10 protein-coding genes, 1 tRNA gene and 3 pseudogenes are annotated in these 18055 nt (G+C 58.2%); 5 read left to right on the plus strand and 9 right to left on the minus strand.

The features are described 5' to 3' along the window. Window positions 1-20: 20 nt before the first annotated feature. From ACMVPR_RS11660 to ACMVPR_RS11685, 6 genes and pseudogenes are all read right to left on the minus strand, one after another. Window positions 21-245 (minus strand): ketopantoate reductase family protein, encoded by a 225-nt coding sequence (locus tag ACMVPR_RS11660; protein WP_416883022.1) that lies wholly within the window; start codon window positions 243-245, stop codon window positions 21-23. A 108-nt stretch (window positions 246-353) separates the two neighbouring features. Continuing rightward, on the minus strand, window positions 354-5117 hold the full coding sequence (locus tag ACMVPR_RS11665; protein ID WP_416883023.1) for an Ig-like domain-containing protein: 4764 nt from the start codon (window positions 5115-5117) through the stop codon (window positions 354-356). Between the two features lie 718 nt (window positions 5118-5835). Next, the gene (locus ACMVPR_RS11670; protein ID WP_416883024.1) at window positions 5836-5976 is read right to left on the minus strand and encodes a hypothetical protein; all 141 of its coding nucleotides are present in this window, start codon (window positions 5974-5976) and stop codon (window positions 5836-5838) included. 366 nt (window positions 5977-6342) lie between these two features. Beyond that, window positions 6343-7071, minus strand: a pseudogene (gene istB / locus ACMVPR_RS11675) (IS21-like element helper ATPase IstB). Then, window positions 7004-8572, minus strand: a pseudogene (gene istA / locus ACMVPR_RS11680) (IS21 family transposase). The pseudogenes istB and istA overlap by 68 nt, the downstream one beginning before the upstream one ends. A gap of 54 nt (window positions 8573-8626) precedes the next feature. Then, window positions 8627-8812 carry a DUF6538 domain-containing protein gene (locus ACMVPR_RS11685; RefSeq protein ID WP_416883025.1) on the minus strand — a complete coding sequence of 62 codons (186 nt, stop codon included), beginning with the start codon at window positions 8810-8812 and terminating at the stop codon, window positions 8627-8629. 359 nt (window positions 8813-9171) lie between these two features. Here ACMVPR_RS11685 and ACMVPR_RS11690 point away from each other — a divergent pair, with 359 nt between their 5' ends. The 3 genes from ACMVPR_RS11690 to ACMVPR_RS11700 are packed head-to-tail and all read left to right on the plus strand — an operon-like array spanning window position 9172 to window position 12179. After that, window positions 9172-10362, plus strand: a complete 1191-nt coding sequence (locus ACMVPR_RS11690; protein WP_416883026.1) for an SIR2 family protein — start codon at window positions 9172-9174, stop codon at window positions 10360-10362. Window positions 10363-10368: 6 nt separating this feature from the next. Continuing rightward, window positions 10369-11661: a hypothetical protein gene (locus tag ACMVPR_RS11695; protein WP_416883027.1), complete on the plus strand. Its 1293-nt coding sequence runs from the start codon at window positions 10369-10371 to the stop codon at window positions 11659-11661. Then, the gene (locus tag ACMVPR_RS11700; RefSeq protein ID WP_416883028.1) at window positions 11658-12179 is read left to right on the plus strand and encodes an SLATT domain-containing protein; all 522 of its coding nucleotides are present in this window, start codon (window positions 11658-11660) and stop codon (window positions 12177-12179) included. The genes ACMVPR_RS11695 and ACMVPR_RS11700 overlap by 4 nt, the downstream gene beginning before the upstream one ends. Window positions 12180-12377: 198 nt before the next feature. On the opposite strand, the pseudogene ACMVPR_RS11705 reads toward ACMVPR_RS11700, so the two are convergent. The 3 genes and pseudogenes from ACMVPR_RS11705 to ACMVPR_RS11715 all read right to left on the minus strand — a co-directional run bounded on the left by ACMVPR_RS11705 (window position 12378) and on the right by ACMVPR_RS11715 (window position 16715). After that, window positions 12378-14599 (minus strand): annotated as a pseudogene (locus ACMVPR_RS11705) (DUF3363 domain-containing protein). 615 nt (window positions 14600-15214) lie between these two features. Then, window positions 15215-16483: a tyrosine-type recombinase/integrase gene (locus tag ACMVPR_RS11710; protein WP_416883029.1), complete on the minus strand. Its 1269-nt coding sequence runs from the start codon at window positions 16481-16483 to the stop codon at window positions 15215-15217. 142 nt (window positions 16484-16625) lie between these two features. Beyond that, window positions 16626-16715: transfer RNA gene (locus ACMVPR_RS11715), tRNA-Ser, on the minus strand. A gap of 189 nt (window positions 16716-16904) precedes the next feature. Between ACMVPR_RS11715 and ACMVPR_RS11720 the strand changes: the two genes are divergently transcribed. Both ACMVPR_RS11720 and ACMVPR_RS11725 read left to right on the plus strand, forming a co-directional pair. Continuing rightward, complete coding sequence (locus ACMVPR_RS11720; protein ID WP_416883030.1) at window positions 16905-17387, plus strand: hypothetical protein; 483 nt, start codon at window positions 16905-16907, stop codon at window positions 17385-17387. After that, a complete protein-coding gene (locus ACMVPR_RS11725) occupies window positions 17384-18049 on the plus strand; it encodes a hypothetical protein (RefSeq protein ID WP_416883031.1) in 666 nt (221 codons plus the stop codon). The genes ACMVPR_RS11720 and ACMVPR_RS11725 overlap by 4 nt, the downstream gene beginning before the upstream one ends. The last annotated feature ends 6 nt before the right edge of the window (window positions 18050-18055 follow it).

Genomic DNA, 18055 nt, shown 5'->3' on the forward strand with positions numbered 1-18055 from the left:
CGTGTGGTTGACCCTTGCCTTCATTGGCGAAACGCCCCGGAGGCTTCGCAGGCCTTGATGAGTTGGCGGATACTCTCGTGTCTTGCCGAAGGAAGCCCAGCCTCCTCGGCGAGTCGAGTGATGGCTCCATTAAGGAAATCGATCTCTGTCTTTCTGCCCGCATTCAAGTCCTGCAGCATGGAAGATCGGTGGCCTTGGGCACGTGGAAAGATGATCTTGCTCAGGATATCGTCAACATCGCTCATGTCACCGCTCCGTTTTCGAGCCGTGAATCACGCAGCTCCTTGAAAATCAATGGATCCTGACCCTTAGCAACTGGTGTCAATGCGCTGAAAGTGGTATCCAACAGCATATCAGACAAACGGATCGTCGATAACCCCCGTAAGCTGGATGAGGAACTCTCCGCTTCCCGACGCGCCAGCGGCAGAGGCCAAAACGTCGATCTCGTCTTGTGCCTCTTGCAAGCTCGCTTCCCGGTTCGCAGTGTCGTAGAGCGCGAGTGTGGTTGTGGCATCGGACACGTCGGACAGGCCGTTGATCGCCGCAAAGTAGAGACCGACGTCCACCTGGTCCTGCAAGGTCTGAGCATCTGTTACAGAGCCAGTCAGGGCCGAAGCACCGTCGTCCAGTAGGGTAAAGAACTCCGGAACTGTAATGACTCCGAGGTTTAGCAGGTTCGTCCAAAAGACCTGACCGGCTAAATCGATTTCCCGTTCGAAGAAGTTCTGATAGGCCGTCTCCACGATCTCGGAGTTGCCCGGCGCCGAACCGTAGAGAGCGATCGCCTCCGGGCTGTCGATAAAGGCCAGTGCGATCGCTGCCTCGGCGACACCATTGGCCAGTTGCGTGGACCAGAAGAACAGGCCGAACGCATCTGGGTTGCGATCGAACAAGCCCACATAGAACTGCGTGATCGTCTCCAACTGATCTGCAGTCAGACCTACGACACCAGAATAGCTGTCGAGGTCGAATTCGGCCCCGTCATCGGACACCCCTGCCGGATCAGGTCCGAACCGGATCGCTTCCACGTCGATCAAAAGGTCCGACCCGTCGCCGCCCTCACGCCTGTCTGTGACGATCACACCGTCTGGGGTCAAGGCGATGGTGTAGTTTCCGGCCGGGCCGGTGAACACCGCGACGTCCGATCCCCTGCCCCCATCGAGGATGTCGTCACTCTGAAGGCCAACCATGGTGTCGTTGCCGCCAAGACCGGAGAGCGTGTCCGAGATCGGGGTGCCAATCAGGAGATCATCGGTGTCACTCCCTATTCTTGTGGTGTCGATCACGTCAAAGGACAGCATCACGCTGTCTTCCGGACCTGACCCGAGATCCGGATCATCCACATTGACCTGAACATCGATAGCAGACCGCGTCGAGGACAGCACAAACCCGGGCTTGAGATAGAGCACCCCATCTTCGAGTTCGAAGGCCGCTGCGTCCGCACCGGCAAGACTTAGCAGATTGGAGCCCGTACCATCGTCCTGAACGCCAACAGTGGCAACTTCGTTGCGTTCGGGACCCGACACGCCTGAAGGAACAGTGTCGACCAGCTGATCCAACAACAACTCAGGTGCCTCATTGACATCCGTCACTGCGACGCTCAAAGCCGCGCCGGAGCTCGAGCCCAAAGTGCTGTCACTGACGGAAACGACCACGTCCAGAACAGAGTTGGTCTCGAAGTCCAGCACGGCACCGGCCTTCAAGAAAAGCTCCGTCCCATCTAATTCAAACAAATCCGCGTCCGCGCCAGTCAGGCTCAGAACGTTCGTGCCCGGTACGTCATCCTCGATGATCGCCAAATCCGCCACCTTCAGGCGGGCGGGCACGCCGGTGTTCTCGGCCAGTTCGGACAGAACCGGTGTCAGATCGAGGCTCGGCGGATCGTTGACAATGCCGCCCTGTAACTCGTACGCGCCAAGGTCAGAGACGTCTGCACCGTTGTTGGAGACAATTTCCTGATCGAACCGCGCCTCGCCCCGCGCATCGGCCGCGGCGTCCAGCGCATCGTCGCCCGCATCGAGCGCCGGGTTCCGCGCATCCGCCAGAAGCGCCATTGTCTGCACCGGCCCGCCATTGTCGGCGAGTGTGTTGCTTCCAAAAACCTCGGCGTATGTCGCATCCGATCCGATCAGGTTGGGACCGGTTTCATTGACCGTTGCGACGAAAGTCAGAAAATCGGCGTCGCTGGTTCCAGCCGTATTGTTGCCAACAATGATCGAGTTGGCGATGTCTATTGTTGCTCCCTGAACTGATACACTCCCGCCTCCAGGCGCGGTGTTGTTCGTGATTGTGACGTTGGTCAGGCTTCCAGAGCCTGCCGCAATTATCGCGCCACCGACATTATCCGCCTCATTTGCAAAGAACGTGCTGTTGCTGATCGAAAATGTGCCCGAACCGCCGGAGATCTGAAGCGCTCCCCCTGAAAAGCCTGCCGCCACAACCGAGTTTCCGTTGAACGTGCTATCGGAGACGGTCAGGGTCGCGTTTCCGGCATTGATCGCGCCACCGCCGCCGCTCGTGATGCTGGTGCCCGCAACGTTGTCAGAAAAGGTGCTGCGCTCAACGGTCAGGCTTGTCCCCGACTGCAGATTGATGGCCCCTCCCACGTTGCTGGCGGAGTTTCCATAGACACTGCTGTCTCGCAGCAAAAGCTGCGCGCCCGAGGTGATGACACGGATGGCCCCACCCTCGTTGGCGACGCCACCGGTCAGGTTCAGGCTATCTAGCGTGACATCGGATGTGGCTGCATTAATCTCGAAGATGCGTCCCGTACCGTCTGCGTCGATTGTGACATCGGCAATGCCGTCGCCGTTGACATCGCCGTCAATCGTCAGCTCGGTCGTTAAGGCCTCCAATTGGCTTAACAGTGTAATCGTTCTCCCTGTCTCGAAAGCATCACCCACGTCGGAGGCGAAGGTGATGACGCTGGCATCGGAGTCGGAATTGGCAAAGGCCACCGCCTCGCGCAGGGATGTTTCACCGTCAAACGGATCGGCCACATCTGCCGTTGTGGTCACGACAAGGCTGGGTGCTTCGACCACCGAAACGGTGGAGACAAGGCTCAATGTCGCCGTGTTGTCATTCGGCGCGGTGTTGGAGCCGCTGTCGACAAGTTCGGTGATCGTGACAACCCGGTTGCCCGGCGTCGGTGTGGCCGAGGTGTTATTGTAGGTCATCTCGTCCACCAGCGTCTGAAGCTGGGCTATGTCCAGCGTGCCGCCGGCGGCAAAGACGGTGGCCGTTGTCAAGTTGACGGACACGAAAACAGCCAGATTGTTCGTTTGTGAGACGATGAAGCTGCCATCGGTCAGAGCCACTGTGCTGCCGTCGATGCGAAGAGTTTCGTCTGCGCCATCGGCCAGACCGGACACTGTGAGCGTGAGGGAGGCAAAGGTTTGCCCAGTCTCGATGGTGTCCGCCATGGCTGCGCTGAACAGGGCCGAGCCGGTACCCGGCTGATGGTCAGGGTCTGCGCCTGTGGCTGTCAGGGTCGGTTCGTCGTCAATGGAGGATACGGTGAGGGACGCCGTGGCGGTATTGCTCGACAACGAAAAAGTTCCGCCGGTGTTTCTGGAATCAATGGTAGAGCTGGATTCCGTTTGATCCCAACCGCGCCAAGTGAAGGTTGCCGTCTCTCCGTCAACCCCATTTGGAATGTACTGAATTGATGTCGTCGGTCCAAACAGATACGCTGAAAAGATATCGAAAACAATTCCAGGACCAAAAGAAGTCCATCCTGACGCACCCGCATCAGGAGAGGATTGCCAAGTGCCGCTGCCAGTCACTCCAATGACAGCAATGCCTTGTGCGTTACCGGTATCCACATCATCAAAACTGCGGTCGGTCAGCAAGGTAGAGACAAGCGTCGCCGAGGAGGCTGTATCCTCGTTGGTCGTTGTAAGGGTTGTGGTGCCAGCCGTGATGGTCGGCGCGTCGTTGACGCCGGCGACAAAGACCTGGAGGAGCGCTGTGTCGGTAAGGCCGTTCTCGTCCGCCACCGTGTAGGTGAAGTTGATGTTGCGCTGCACGAGCTGGCCCGGCTGATTGCCGAGATCCTCGAAGGCGCCGTTGGTGAAGAAGGTCGCCGTCCCGTCCGCCAGCACTGTGATCGAGGCGCCGGAGCCGAGCGTGAGCGTGCCGCCGGTCAGCGGGTCGACCGTGACGCTCTGGCCGTCGACTCTGATCTGCGTGATTGCGAGCGGGCCGCCCTCCGGGTCCACATCCGGGCCGATATTGCCGTTGAGAAGGTTGATCGAGCCTTGCGCGTCGTCCTCCGTCACTTTGATGCTGTCGATGACGGCAATGGGCGCGTCATTGACGCCGTTTACCGTAATCGTGACTGTCGCCTCGTCGAAGCCGCCATTGCCGTCGGACACGACATAGGTGAAGGCCTCGAAGCCGATCTCCCCGGTATCGAGACGGTCGAAATCCGTGAGCGACGACGCGCCGCCGAAACCGAAGCCGAACGGATCGTAGGTGAAGCTCCCGTCCGCGTTGACACGCAGATGCGCGCCGGAGGCGAGGATGAAGAGGCCGGTGCCGGTAGCCTCGTTCACCGCCCGCTCGACGCCGGTGGAGGAGGTGATGGAGACGACGGTGAGCGGGTTTCCGTCCGCATCCGTATCCGCCGTATCGCTGTTGGGGGCGAGGAGGTTGCCGGCCACCCGCGCGTCTTCCGTCGTCGTGAAGACGTCGTCCGCCGCCTCGGGAGCGGTATTCGCGGGCGGCAGAGGTGGCGGTGGCGCTGTCGGGACGAAAAAGGTGGAGTATGCGGCGGAGCTGATTGGGGTTTGGCCAGTAACCGTAAATGCAGTCGAGTTGTTCAGTGCATCGTAGGCTATTTCATTTGTCGGGATGACGAAGCCACCACCGCTGCCAGCGCCCCAGACCGCCGTGCCCCCATCGCTGAAGGTCAGGGTACGCAGCCCGTTAATGCCGGTTGCGGATGGGACACCGGTGTACCCCAACTCGGCACTCAACCCAGCCGGGTTATCGTCAATATCACCATCACCGCTTGTGGCAATGCCGTCCCTGCGTCCACCATCAATGTTCGCATTGCTTGTGAACGAACCTGTATCGCCGGAATCGGTACCCCAAACATAAAATGGCACTGGCATCTATAATTTCCTTCAAGAAAGCCGCGGACACAAATAAGTCTGTGGCGGCCAATTTATTCAAAGCTGCTAGTTTGCGGCGCTACGCCCATAAGGCCAAAGGCCCGCTGAAATCATCGAAACAGTGCCTGCACTCGCTGCCATTGCGCCCAATGTCATGCCGGGAGCATTGTTCAAAACAGGTAACTTAGGGCGGTGATTTGTACGTCCGGCATGACCCACTCCTCAGGCAGCAAAAGGGAGGTCATCGGACAAAAAAATGCGTATCGAGACCCTCAGATACGCATTCGCAGCACATAAGCTGCGGGATTTGCACTGTTCTCTGAAGTTTGGACCAAAGATCTTTCTGAGTCTAACTATTTATGAGGAATGATCGCAGAAGGGAAATAACGCACTCCGTACAGGCGGCACCGAAACGTCCTCTGTCACCGAAATCGCCCCCCTTGACGCGTGCGAACGATCCGCAACCAAGGACCCTTGCCCGGCGCGGCCAAACGATGCGAGGGGCGGTCGCGGCGCAGCTCTTTCGGCGCTGTCGGTCTACCCGGCTGAGACGGCTCTTGGGTTTGTCAACGTCGGTTCTTGCAGCGAGCGCCAGTGCCATTCCAAGTCTCAGCACCTCAGGAGATCAGCCCCCTCGCTGCAGGGCGGCGCGGCCGGTCTGTAGCGAATGCGGGAACCCTAGGTTTATCGCGTCTTCAGTTTCGGGGCAGATGACGCCCTAGGCACGGTCTCCGTTGAAGCCCTCGAACAGGATGAGGAACCCGGTCAGGTCCTTGTTGGTGATCGAATTGCGTTGAAAATGTCGGGACTGCACACCTGCATTGCTCCATTGTGTTTCGGTCACTGGTTCGTTTCCCATGATCATCATCTGGGGCGCACCGGTAGCATGCATGGAATGCCAGGCGGCGGGTGCAATGCTGCCGGACAAATGGCCGAGAATGGGGGAGATCGGACCTGTAGAGTGGGCGGAAGACTTCGAGAAATCTGCGCATGAGTATGGCTTGCATGGGCGGTCCCTCAGCAAAGAGTGCAGACGGCATGACGTCTCCAGTGACCGTCTAACATGGACCAGGTTTATTTCAGAAAGCCACTATGCCGCACAGCATTGCAGAAGTGTCAATCGGCTTGCGAAACTAACCCCCTATCGGCGTCCAAAATTGACCCCCGTTTGCACCGTCCAGATCAGGGTCTGAGCCGACGGAACTGATCACAGAGTGGAGGCGGTTCAGGCGCGGTTTTTGAAGCGCCAGGACTCGTTGCCGGTTTCGATGATCTCACAGTGATGGGTCAGGCGGTCGAGGAGGGCCGTGGTCATCTTTGCGTCACCGAACACGGTTGGCCATTCGCCGAAGGCGAGGTTGGTGGTGACGATGATCGAGGTGCGTTCGTAGAGACGGCTGATCAGGTGGAACAGCAATTGGCCGCCGGATAGCGCGAAGGGCAGATAGCCGAGTTCGTCGAGGATGACGAAGTCAAGGCGGGTCATGTAATCCGCCAGCCGTCCTTGCTTGCCGCCATGGGTCAAGATCTCCAGCCGGTTCACCAGATCGACGACGTTTTAGAACCGACCTCGGGTGCCATTTCGGATGAGCGCACGGGCAATTGCAATGGCAAGGTGGGTCTTGCCGGTGCCGGTGCCGTCAATCAGGACCACGTTGCGCTGGTCAGCAACAAAGCTGCCAACGGCCAGTTCCCGAACCAGCCCCTCGTTGATTGGCGTGCCGGTAAAGTCGAACTCTTCGATGTCCTTGGCCAGTGGCAGCTTGGCGACAATCATCCGGTTACGGATAGACCGCGCCTGCTTCTCGGCAATCTCGGACTGTAAGAGGTCCCCAACGATCTGGGGCGGTTCATGCTGGCGTTTGATGCCTGCGGCCATGACCTCGTCATAGGCGCTTCGTATCCCGTAGAGCTTGAGGTTGCCCATCAGGTCTAAGATTTGGGTGCGTTCCATGTTGGCTTGTCCTCCTGAGGCTCTCGTAGCGTGCGCAGTCGGCCACGGGTTCGTGGGTCAGGCGCAGCGCGGTAGAGGTCAGTAGAAGTGGTGGCGGGGTCGGGTCACGTCGTCGCGCAAGGATGTGGATGACGACCGGCGCGGAATGGACGCCCTGATCCACGGCTTCGCGGCAGGCGGCTTCAACGGCTTGCAGCCCGTCATCTGGCACGCGGCTGAGGATTTGGACCATCTGCCGATCACCATCATCGCTGCCCTTCAGCTTGCGCCGGATCGTGGCCATTGCAGGCGGAAGCACCCAATCTTTGAACGGGGCGCCATTGCGTAGAGCCACCGGTTTGCGCGCCAGAACAGGCACATAGTGCCATGGATCGTAGACCGTCTGGCCCCATCCGAAGGCGCGAGCGTGCTCTCCGACCACCACGCCATTCTGCCGGGTGACGATGCGCTCAGCTTAGGCATGCAAATCGACTGGACGTCCGACTGCCGTAGCCAAGACGGAATACTTGTTGTTGTCGATGCGCACCGTGCAGGTTTTGGATACCGAAGCAGGCACGCTGTGGAAGCCATCGAAGGGGCCCACGTAGGGCACGAGTTGCGGCCGCTCGACCTCGAACATCTCCCAAATCATCTTGCCGGCATCTTCGGGATGGCGGTGCGCCTCGGCGTAGGTCACGCATTTGTCCAATAGCCAGGCGTTCAGTTCGTCCAGACTTTTGACCCTCAGTCGCGGCGTGAAGAAGCGTTCCCGCACCAGCCCGACCTGGTTCTCAACTTGACTCTTCTCCCAGCCCGATGCGGGTGTGCAGGCGACAGGTTGAACAAGATAATGGCTGCACATCTGCAAGAAACTGCGATCGTAATGCCGCTCTTTGCCGGTGAAGACAGCCTCCACCGCCGTCTTCATGTTATCGTAAATACCCCGCGTGCAGGTGCCCTTGAAGAAGGCGAAGGTCCGGTCATGCGCATCGAACACCATCTCCTGGCTCTGGCGCATATAGGCCCGGGCAAACATCATCCGGCTGTGGCAAAGCCGGACATGCGCCACCTTCACCGTCACCGTAACACCCAAGATCACGACGATCTCGTGGCTCCAGTCGAACTGCTAAGCCTCGCCGGGCGCATAGTAGAGCGGCACATAGGCTTCCGCCGTCACCGCTCCCCGGTTCTGCGACCAGCTCTTCGCAAACCGGCGAACGGCATCATACCCACCCTCATATCCGAACCCGCGCAACTCCTCGAAGATCCGGATCAGGGTCAGCCGTTCACGCAACGGCTTGTTTGCATTGGCCGACAGAAATCGCTCGAGCTGCCCCTGCCAGAGCCCGAACCGCAGCATCGGTTGCCGCTCGCGCTCGTAGCTGAAGTCGGTCTCGTCCGTTCGCAGAATTTTGCCCACAGTATTCCGCGACACGTGCAGTTCACGCACGATCTTCTTCACAGACCATTTCTGGACGTAGTAGGCCCGCCGGACCCGTGCAATCGTATCCACCCGCATCATACCTCCCTCCGCTCGCGGCCTCGCAACGAACGGTTTGACAGAATATCAGGGGGGTCAAAATTGCACGCCGAAACACAAATTGCTTAGATAGCGACATCTTAGCGTCGCCTCCTTGCGATGAACAGTTCTCAGAGAGGTCGAGACCTCTGCCCGACCAACCTTTTTGACGAGGTGGCGCAGCAAAGCCATGCGAAAATAATATGTCGTGCCGCGAAGCACGAGATACGGAGTAATGCCCATCCTTGGCGCTCCCACTGTAGCAGTGTTCTGTTGCAGGAGCCGGATTTGCCAGTTTCGCTCTTGGAAAACTGTAGATTGACCAGTGGGTTACAGGTCAAGTGGCGAAGACGAAGTCCGAAAGTTGTTTTATATCAGAACTTTAAGTGGCTGTTTTTGTTGGATACAAGACTGCTGGGTGTGGCAGATTGTGCAGCAAAGTGTGCAGCAGATCGAGGCCTATACCACCTGCATCGTTCCTTCGTCGAACACATGGTGGCAGATAAGGGACCCAACCCAAGATCGACCGAGCTCATCTATGGCCCACCCATGGACGTACATCGACTGAAAGCTGTTGCGCATTGACATGCAAGAGTGGTTTGATGTGGCAAATTCTAGTTCCGAAAGGCAGAGAGTTGGTCGTTAGATTTGAAGAAATTGATGAAGCTGAAAAACGTCGTCTGTGCGACTTCATGCTTGCGCAACGCGTATACTTGTTCGTCGGTTCCGGAGTTAGCCTTGATTCCATAGGCCCTGATGGAGAAATGTTCTCCGCAGGTAAATTACGCGAAGAGCTTGTCGCGTTAAACAGCCTTCCTTCAAATGCCACGCTTCAAAAAGCATACTCCGCTTTGAGTGATGAGCAAGTTGAGAAACATATAACGCACCACTACACATGTACGGAGAATGGTCCAACAATAACGCGCTTGGCAAATCAACCATGGCGGCGAGTATACTCACTGAACGTTGACAACTGTTTCGAGAGTGCGTTTGGCTCTGTCATCGAAGCAAACGAGTTTTCTCCTACATCGATTGAAACACTTAACTTCGACGATAGCTTTGTTGAGTTGCTTGCAGACAAACGCGCCTCAATAATTCACCTTCATGGATGGGTCGAGCAGACACAAAGTGGTTATGTTTTTAGTCAAAACGAGTATGCCAAGGCGATGACTCGTCCAAATTCTTGGATGCTGACGCTTAGCCAATTAATCCGAACGGAAACATTCATCGTTGCCGGTACTTCTTTTGATGAGATTGACGTTGAGTATTACCTCGAACAGAGAAGTCAAAAGACTGTTCGCGGTGACGTCCCGCCATCTGTCTTGATTGAGCCTTATCCAAACAAGCTTACTGAAATGCTATGTGAAAATCACCAGTTCTGCCTTTTTGAGGGAACAGTTCTGGACTTCTTCTCTAGACTAGAGGCCATAGATGACCGCCTTCGTATGCCGTGGCGCAATAACGAAAGCGATGGGTTGTCGGGGCTTGACTTACCGGAATCCGAACGACTGAGATTCTCTTCTAATTTCCATCGACCGCCTGACGATCCTCAAAAAATCCCGAACCCTGGGCGGTTCCTTCTCGGCGCAGAGTTGGATTGGTCGATGCTCGCCGCCAACTCGGATATTGCTCGAGAGGCATTTTCTGACGTTAGACGGGATGTAGTGACTGCGGCCGACAGCCCACAGTTCAAGCTCATATTGCTTGTCGATGAACCTGGAAGTGGAAAGACGGCATTCCTGAAACGCCTCGCTTTTGACCTTTCTAGAGGTTCAGATGAGGTCTTTTGGTAGGATGGCTTGGGTCTCGAACTTGAACCGAGAGAGGCCTCGGAAATATTTAATAAAATTACTGGTCGCGTTTTTGTTTTCGTTGATAATTTCGCGGATTGCCTAAATTCAATTTCACTAATCCTTGGGAGAATAGAGAAGCCAGATATTCTCTTCGTGTGCTCTGAGCGAAACTACCGATTAAGATACATCCAGAATGCTTTCACCGGATTTGATTATCCAACGATTGAAGATAGACTTAAGCTTACTAGAGATGAAGCTAAGGCACTGAAGGCCGCCAACGAAGAGTATGGTCTATCTACAATTGGTGAAATATCGGAGAACCTTTACCTTGGGCAAGTTGTTGGTCGCACAATGGCGGAAGCAAATTGCAGAATTCAGAACAACTTCAAGACGCTTGATCGCATTGTGCAAGACCTAAGCAATGAGTGTGATGAGGATGAGAAGTTTGCCTACTTGCTCGTGGCTCTTGCGAGGTTCTGCTATTCAAATGGCGTCAGACGCAGTGTACTCTCGACAGTATCCGTTCCAGATGCATTGGAGCACTTGCTTTCAGATCAATCTTCTTTGCCTGTTTCTTACTCGGATATTGGTAGTTCCTTTGTTGTTCCCAAGCAGGCTATAGTTGGGGATCGTTTTCTAGGTCTAGCAAGACGCGATAGAAATCGGAAACTATTTGAAGCTTTCTTGGAGTTGGCAAAGAGCGTGGCACCGAGAGTAAATATTACGACAATCAAGCACAAGACCCCAGAGGCACAGCTTCTCGGAAGGTTGATGGACTATGATAATAACGTAAAGGACTACATTGATGACTACGCGGAGGAGTATTATGCCGGTTTGAAATCTCTGTGTGATTGGAACTCTCGATATTGGGAACAGCTGGCTCTCCTGAAGTTAGATCGCTTTTATAGTTCACCGGACGATAACCTCCTACTCGAGGAGAGCATACAACATGCTCGCTCAGCTATTTCGGCTGAAGTGCATCCTTTCTCTTTGGCTACACTGGCCAAGGTTTTGTTCCAAGCAATGGAGAAATCCTCAAGAAACCGTGACCAATATTTTACCGAGGCGTGGCAGAATGTTGTTGAGGCCAATACTCGCGAATCTCAATGGACAAACCGCGGGGCAACACTGTTCATAATTGCGTTTGGAGGTGTGCTTAAGTTCCTTGAAATAGGCGGGCAGCTCTCGGGCGAGCAGAGCGAGTGTCTTCGGGACATGATTGCGGAGACTCGGACCCTCAAAGTGTCTGACAAAAGACTGATTGGATTGCGCGCTGAGTTAGAAGGTGCTCTTGGATGAACAAAGGTCAGCAGACTAAATCTCAGCTTTCGAGCGATATTCGCGATACAGAGATCGCCGGAAATCAATGGGCAACAGCTTTCTTAGCTAGCAAAATCGAACCGCTCAAGGTGAACCGGGATAGCCATTATGCTGCGTGCGAGTCGCTCCAAAGAACCCATACTTGGCTGGGTGTCGTCGTTGTCGCGCTTTCCACGATCTCGCTGGGGTTTGCTTTTGGCGGTGGAGAGATGCTCGGCGAGTTTGAGAGCTACTTTCTCGGCGGAACTTCCGTTGCAGTTGGCATATTGGCAGGGATACAAACATTCTCCAATTTCTCGGGACGAGCGTCCGAACATCAAGGCGCGGCAGTGGCGTACGGTACGTTGCTTCGAGAGCTGGAATTCAGGGTATCTGGAGCGATTAGCGAAGGCGATAACCTGAACGAGTTGCCAAATTTGATGGACCGGTGGTCGGAGATATCGGAAATGGCGCCGTTGACGAAGTCGTCAATTCGAAAGAAGTATGGCGATCCATGACGGCTGCTTCTTATCTCTAGCTCTCTTTGCATTTCGACTAGCAAACGAATAAAGGGAGTTATCTAATTTCATGCGTCACGGCCACCGCCAAGATCAATCAATTTAATCCTGCAAGCCGGCATGGCTAAAGAAGTTTAAGTCTTAGCACCATAGTGGCAAGCATTCTCACACTTCGAGTACCGGTGATCCGAACTATGGTCACAGCCCCAACCCCCGCTTCCGCCCGAAGGCCCAATCCACGCCTCCGCCCGGCAGCCCGACGCCGCCGATCTGCTGCCCTATCCTTCGCTCCAAGGCGGCGTTCCAAGGGACGAGGCTGAAGCCCATGCCATTGTCGATCATGGCGAAGCGGCCGCTGGGGAGCTGGGTGTTGCCGACCAGTTCCCCGCCGAAGCGGCTCCCGGGTTTGATGGGGTCCAGTCGCGGCCGCGTTCGGCGGCCATGGTGCGGCCAACGCGATCGATTTCGCGGGCCTCCAGCCGATGGACCAGGTCGCGCGGGGCGCGGATGCGGCCCTGGCCGAGGTCTTGCGCGTCGCCGCGTTGGACGAGGATCGACTTGCGGCGTTCCATGGCGCGTTTCATCTCTAGGCCGAAGCCTGCCTCTCGCAGATCGGAGCCGCCCTTTCGCATCAACTCCTTGTCGAGCCAGGTTCCACCGTCGTGGGTGACCTGCCTGTCCAGTCCGATGGGGGAAAGCAGCTCCAGACGGGCGCCAGAGCCGTGTGCTTTTCGATCATAGGCCAGCCCGCGCTCGGGCAGGTCCTGCGGCACCTTCCAGTGATCCTCGCTCCAGCACTCCAATATCCCGGCGCGACGCAGGGCCTCGAGGCGGCGCACATGGGCAGCGACGAAGCGCTCAGGGTCGGGCGTGATCTTCTCGGCCCGGGCGATCTCGATGTGCCTGGACGGGTGATAGGTACCGCCACTGTCAGTTGCGGCGAGGATGTTCCGGTCGGCGGCGAGCGGTTCGGTCGGTGGCGGCACGGCAGTCACGATCACGCCACGGCCGATGCCGTCGCAGCGGTCGGCGCGCAGCTCGATCTGGTGCACCCGCCCGTCCGTGCCGTCGATGACCAGCTGCACCCGGTCGCCATTGCCGTCGCCCGCGAGGTCGCGCGCCAGCACCCGGCCGGTGATCCGATCGCGCAGCTTGTCCCGATGAACCGCCAGTTGGGATATGCCGCGCGCCTCGTTGAGGTCGTTGCCCTTCAGCGCCCGGTGCATCGACTTGATGATGTCCTCGCGCTCGCCCAATGCGCGCAAAGCACCTTCGGCACGGTCGGAGATGTGCCATTCGCCGGGCCGCACTTCCGTCACCAGGCCCATCTTCTCGAGCCTTCTTGCACGGGCGATCAGCAGCGCGCGGTTGCGCTTCATGGCTTGCAGCGTGTCGTGATCCGAGCGCAGGTCGGCAAACTCGTTAGCGGCCTCCTGTTCGGCAATCAGCATCCGGTCGAGCCGCGTGAAGCGATCGGCTTCGACTTCCCGAAGCAGTTGATCGGTCACCTCCAGCTCGGTTTGGCGGCCCAGTTCCAGCGTCACGATCTCGCTTGCCCGTTCACGGACGCCGTGCGCGACATAGTCGCCCGCGATGTTCAGGATCTTCCCCTGGTCGGTCACGCCACGGACGAGGATATGGCTGTGCGGATGGCCTGTGTTGTAGTGATCGACTGCGATCCAATCGAGGCTGGTCTGCAGATCGGCCTCCATCTGCGCCATCAGATCGCGCGTGGTTTGGCGCAGGTCAGAGAGATCGACGCTGTCCTCGGCGGAGACGATGAAGCGGAAGTGGTGCCAGTCATCGCGGCTGCGGTCGAGGAAGTCCCGACCGTCGGCGGCATCTTCACTCGCGGAATAGACCTGGCCCCGTTCGCCGTCGCACGTGACGCCATCGCGCTCAAGGTAGCGCAGATGCGCGTCCACAGCCCTGGCGCTGACGAAGGATCGCCCGCGCGCCGCGCCCCGCTGCGGGTTCAGCTTCACGATCCGTGCCTTCACCGTCACCCGCCGAGCGCGCGTCCGGCTGCCGTTGGGACCGCGCGACCACGGGTTCCGGCCTTTCAGTTCGGCGGCCACCTTCGCACCCCGGCCGCGCGCGGTGTACCGTCCGCTTGCCTTTCCCTTCCCGGCCAACTTGTTCGGATCGCCACCCGCGCGGCGCACGGCCTGGTGCACTTGGGCAAGGAAGCCCTGCGGCTTGCGGCGCACGCGCGGGGACCTCGGTTGGTGGACCCGGAGCTTGCCGGGGCGGATGCGGAACTCGGTCTCGTCGCGGGTCATGGGCTGACGATTGGAGGTGCGTGGGGGCGGATCAAGGGCCGTCCGAGGGCCGTCGCGGCGTGGCGCGCAAAGACAGGCCCTGGCGTAGGGTGCGTCCCGGTTGCGGCGCCGCGTTGCAGGAAAGAGCTTTGAATTCATTGAAGGAAGGGTCGAAGCCTGCCGCACGACATCCGCGTACCGGTCACGCCAAGACCCAAAAACCAATGTGCAGACAACAACTTAGAGCCAACGGCCCGGCCAGCGAGGAACTCGCTTTATCTTGCCATCCCCTTCCGTTGCTCCCGTCGGCCCGCCCAAACAGCCCAATGCGTCATGCTCATCATGCCACCACCGTGCCCGCGCAGCCAACTGGACCGGTATGATTCGAAGCTCTGCAATATCGCTCTGAGGCGCGGGTGTCGCCACTCGAATTCATACTGAAGCGCCGATGTGTTGGACAATCCAACTTTCCGATTTGTACGCTGTGGCAAGCCGTTTTGCGCGGACGGGATGTGTGATCTGCCAAAGCCGAACGCACGGCCCCATGCTGATTGGCATGACGCTATCAGCACGCCCTCCGAAAAATTGTTACGGCCGGACGCAACCGGTCGATGCCGCGCGGATCGAGGCTGCACTCATGAAGGCGGCGACGCTGGTCGCGGAAGACCCAGCCTTCGCGCCAGTCTTCGAGCGGTTGGAGGCGGAGCTGGCAGCGGCCGTCAAGAAAGAGAAGCGGCTGTCAGAAGCGCAGCACCGGGCACAGGCCTTGCTGGGTCAGAAGGCGATGCGGGCGACGAGCTCGGCGACATGTTCCAGTGACGCGCCCTTGCCATATCGTTCCCGGTCCAATCGGTGACCGAAAAGGTCGCGGCGAATGCGATCATCGATCCCGGCGGCCAGCATGCGGTCTTCAAAGGAATGTCGCAACGAGTAGAAGGAGTGGCGCGGCGTCTCCAACATCCCTTTGCCTCTGAGGAACTTGTTCACAATCGCGCTGAACGTGGCGCTGTCCCGATAGCGCGGAAACCCCTCGGGGAATTCCTTGAAGGCTTCCAACGAGACGCCTGTCAGCGGAATCACCCGGCGGGCGTATTGGCTCTTCAACTGACGGCCTATCGGTTCGATTGAGATGTGCGGCACGTTATGATTGAGCCGGATTGTGTCTGCAGTAAGCGCTGTCCCCTCGGACGGGCGATATCCGGTGTTCACCATGCCCAACAGCAGGCAGCGCGCTTCGTCGTTCAACCCTTCCAGCGCGCCCGGCGCGAGCAGCCGCGTCTTGATCCAGTCTTCGCTGAAGGGCGGACGGGTCCGCGCTTCGCCTTCCTTGAAGGACAATTCACCCAAAGGCAGCGAAAGCCCCAACCGCTTCATCGTGTTCACCGTCTTGAGCAAGTCGCCGAGATGGATCAGGTCCTTGTTCGCGGAGTTTGCCGTCACTTCACCCGCCTCGATCCGGTCGAGCCATTGCTGGCGAAAATCCAGCATGTCGTCGCGGGTGATGTTCGCGATCTCCTTGTCACCGACGACCGCGACGAAATTACGGATTGCCTTTTTGCGGGGCGCTTCCCAGCGGCGCAGCTGGTCCTCACTCTTGCCGAAGGTCTTCTCTCTCGCGAGCGTCCAATAGTGTTGCAGCGCCTTGGTGACCGTGATGCGGGTTTCGGGGACCGTACCGAGAAGGGCGGCGGCCTCGACGGGGTCGGGCTGGTTTGCAGGCGCAGGTATCGCCTCGCCGCGTTCGACCACATCCTCGACCGGCAGCTTGCCGACAGAACCTGCGTCTAGGTACCGAAAGCCGCGCGCTCGGGCCAGGTCGCGCGCGGCTTCGTAGCGCGCCTCGGCATCGGCACTGTTCCCGGCCAGCCGCGCCTCCCAGGCCTCGATCATCTGGCTCCAGGCACGATCCGCTTTGCTGCGGGCGATCATTTCCGGGTCGGTGTGCAGGCTGATCCAGACGGTTTCGCGCGGCTCGATCCCCCGATACCGGTGCGGGACGCGGCGGCGAAGGTGGTAGAGACGGCCTCGTTTGGCAATGCTCATGGCGGAGAAGTCCCCCATTTGTGCAGCAAATTGTGTAGCAAAATGTGCAGCAAATCAAGCGGGCCAAACACCGCCGTCGGCACGAAAATGCCGAATTCCATTCTACTATCAGTATGTTGTGAGAAATCGATTCTGAGGAAAATGGCGGAGACGAAGGGATTCGAACCCTCGAGACGGTTTCCCGCCTACTCCCTTAGCAGGGGAGCGCCTTCGACCACTCGGCCACGTCTCCGCCGACCCGTTTAAGCAAGCGTGCAGGCGGGGACAAGGCCAAATCACACGTGGGGCATGACAAATTCTGCGCAAAATGCAGGCCTGCCCTGACACATTCGACATGTGAGGCGCGTCTTTTCTTTGCATGGCACCAGAACCGGGTTACGTTCGGGTCAAGTCTAATCCTGCCATTATTGGAGAGTTCGGTGTGACACCCCTCACCCAGGCCGCCGCCATTGCCTGCATTACCCTCGGTACCGGGGCCGCAGCGGTGTCCGTCATGAACGAAGATATCCCGGACATGACCGTGCCGGAGCTGGCTTGGACACCGGGGCACGAGCTGGATGGCGCGTCCTTTTATATTCAGTTGGTGCTCGACAACGGCGCCGAGGGGGAGACCGATACGCTCGCCTTCAAGGACGGCGCGTTCATGTCGATGGATTGCGAAACATACTGCAACTTCGGCTTTTCCGATTACCAGACATGGGTCGACGGAGATGTGATCCATTTCACCACCATTGCCACCTGCCCAACAGCACCGCACCGGGTGGTGTGGCATGGGCAGATCACGGATGGTGAGATCACAGTCCAGATGAGCTGGACGACCCGCCGCTGGTACTGGACGCATCAGATCACCGGCACGGCTCAAGGATCGCGCCTGCCAGCCACCGAAGGCTCTGTCTCCGGGTGACGCCTCCTGAACCGACGCCGGTTGGGCTGACCACCAGTGGGACCATCCTGCGTTTGGCAGGACTGTTGATCATTGTCATTCTCGCCACATGGGGCTCGCATCTTCTGAAAGATGCGCTGAACCTCACCATCATGCCCAATAATGAAGAACAGATGCACCGTCTGCTGATGCTGGGCTCTCTTGCCTATATCGGCCTGCTCGCGATGCCCTTTGTGCCGGGAGCCGAAATCGGGCTCGCGATGCTGACCATCTTCGGGGCGGCGATTGCGCCGCTGGTCTATGCGGCGACGGTGCTGGCGATGATTCTGGCCTACCTTCTGGGGCGCGTTTTGCCGGGCACGACACTGGTGTGGATCCTGTCGCTTTTTCGAATGCGCAAGGCGGCTGACCTGATCGGGCGCGCCGCCGCCCTGCCCCCGACAGACCGCTTGACCCTCTTGCTGGACGGATCACCGCCCAGGACCGTCAGCCTTGCCCTGCGGCATCGCTATATTGCGCTCGCCTTGCTGGTGAACACCCCCGGCAATGCCGTGATCGGAGGTGGCGGCGGCATCATGATGATGGCCGGGATGAGCGGCATCTTCGCCCCGGTTCAGACCTTCATCGCCATCGCCATCGCGGTCTCCCCGGTGCCGATTGCCATAATGGTGTTGGGGTTCTAGCGCAGC

The sequence above is a fragment of the Marivita sp. genome (genome assembly GCF_048006345.1).
GTDB lineage: Bacteria > Pseudomonadota > Alphaproteobacteria > Rhodobacterales > Rhodobacteraceae > Marivita.

Excerpts from the sequence above, each read along its gene's own strand:
- ACMVPR_RS11660 (WP_416883022.1), bottom strand. The coding sequence starts at position 245 with ATGAGCGATGTTGACGATATCCTGAGCAAGATCATCTTTCCACGTGCC.
- ACMVPR_RS11665 (WP_416883023.1), bottom strand. The coding sequence starts at position 5,117 with ATGCCAGTGCCATTTTATGTTTGGGGTACCGATTCCGGCGATACAGGT.
- ACMVPR_RS11670 (WP_416883024.1), bottom strand. The coding sequence starts at position 5,976 with ATGGGAAACGAACCAGTGACCGAAACACAATGGAGCAATGCAGGTGTG.
- ACMVPR_RS11685 (WP_416883025.1), bottom strand. The coding sequence starts at position 8,812 with ATGGGCATTACTCCGTATCTCGTGCTTCGCGGCACGACATATTATTTT.
- ACMVPR_RS11690 (WP_416883026.1), top strand. The coding sequence starts at position 9,172 with ATGTGGCAAATTCTAGTTCCGAAAGGCAGAGAGTTGGTCGTTAGATTT.
- ACMVPR_RS11700 (WP_416883028.1), top strand. The coding sequence starts at position 11,658 with ATGAACAAAGGTCAGCAGACTAAATCTCAGCTTTCGAGCGATATTCGC.
- ACMVPR_RS11710 (WP_416883029.1), bottom strand. The coding sequence starts at position 16,483 with ATGAGCATTGCCAAACGAGGCCGTCTCTACCACCTTCGCCGCCGCGTC.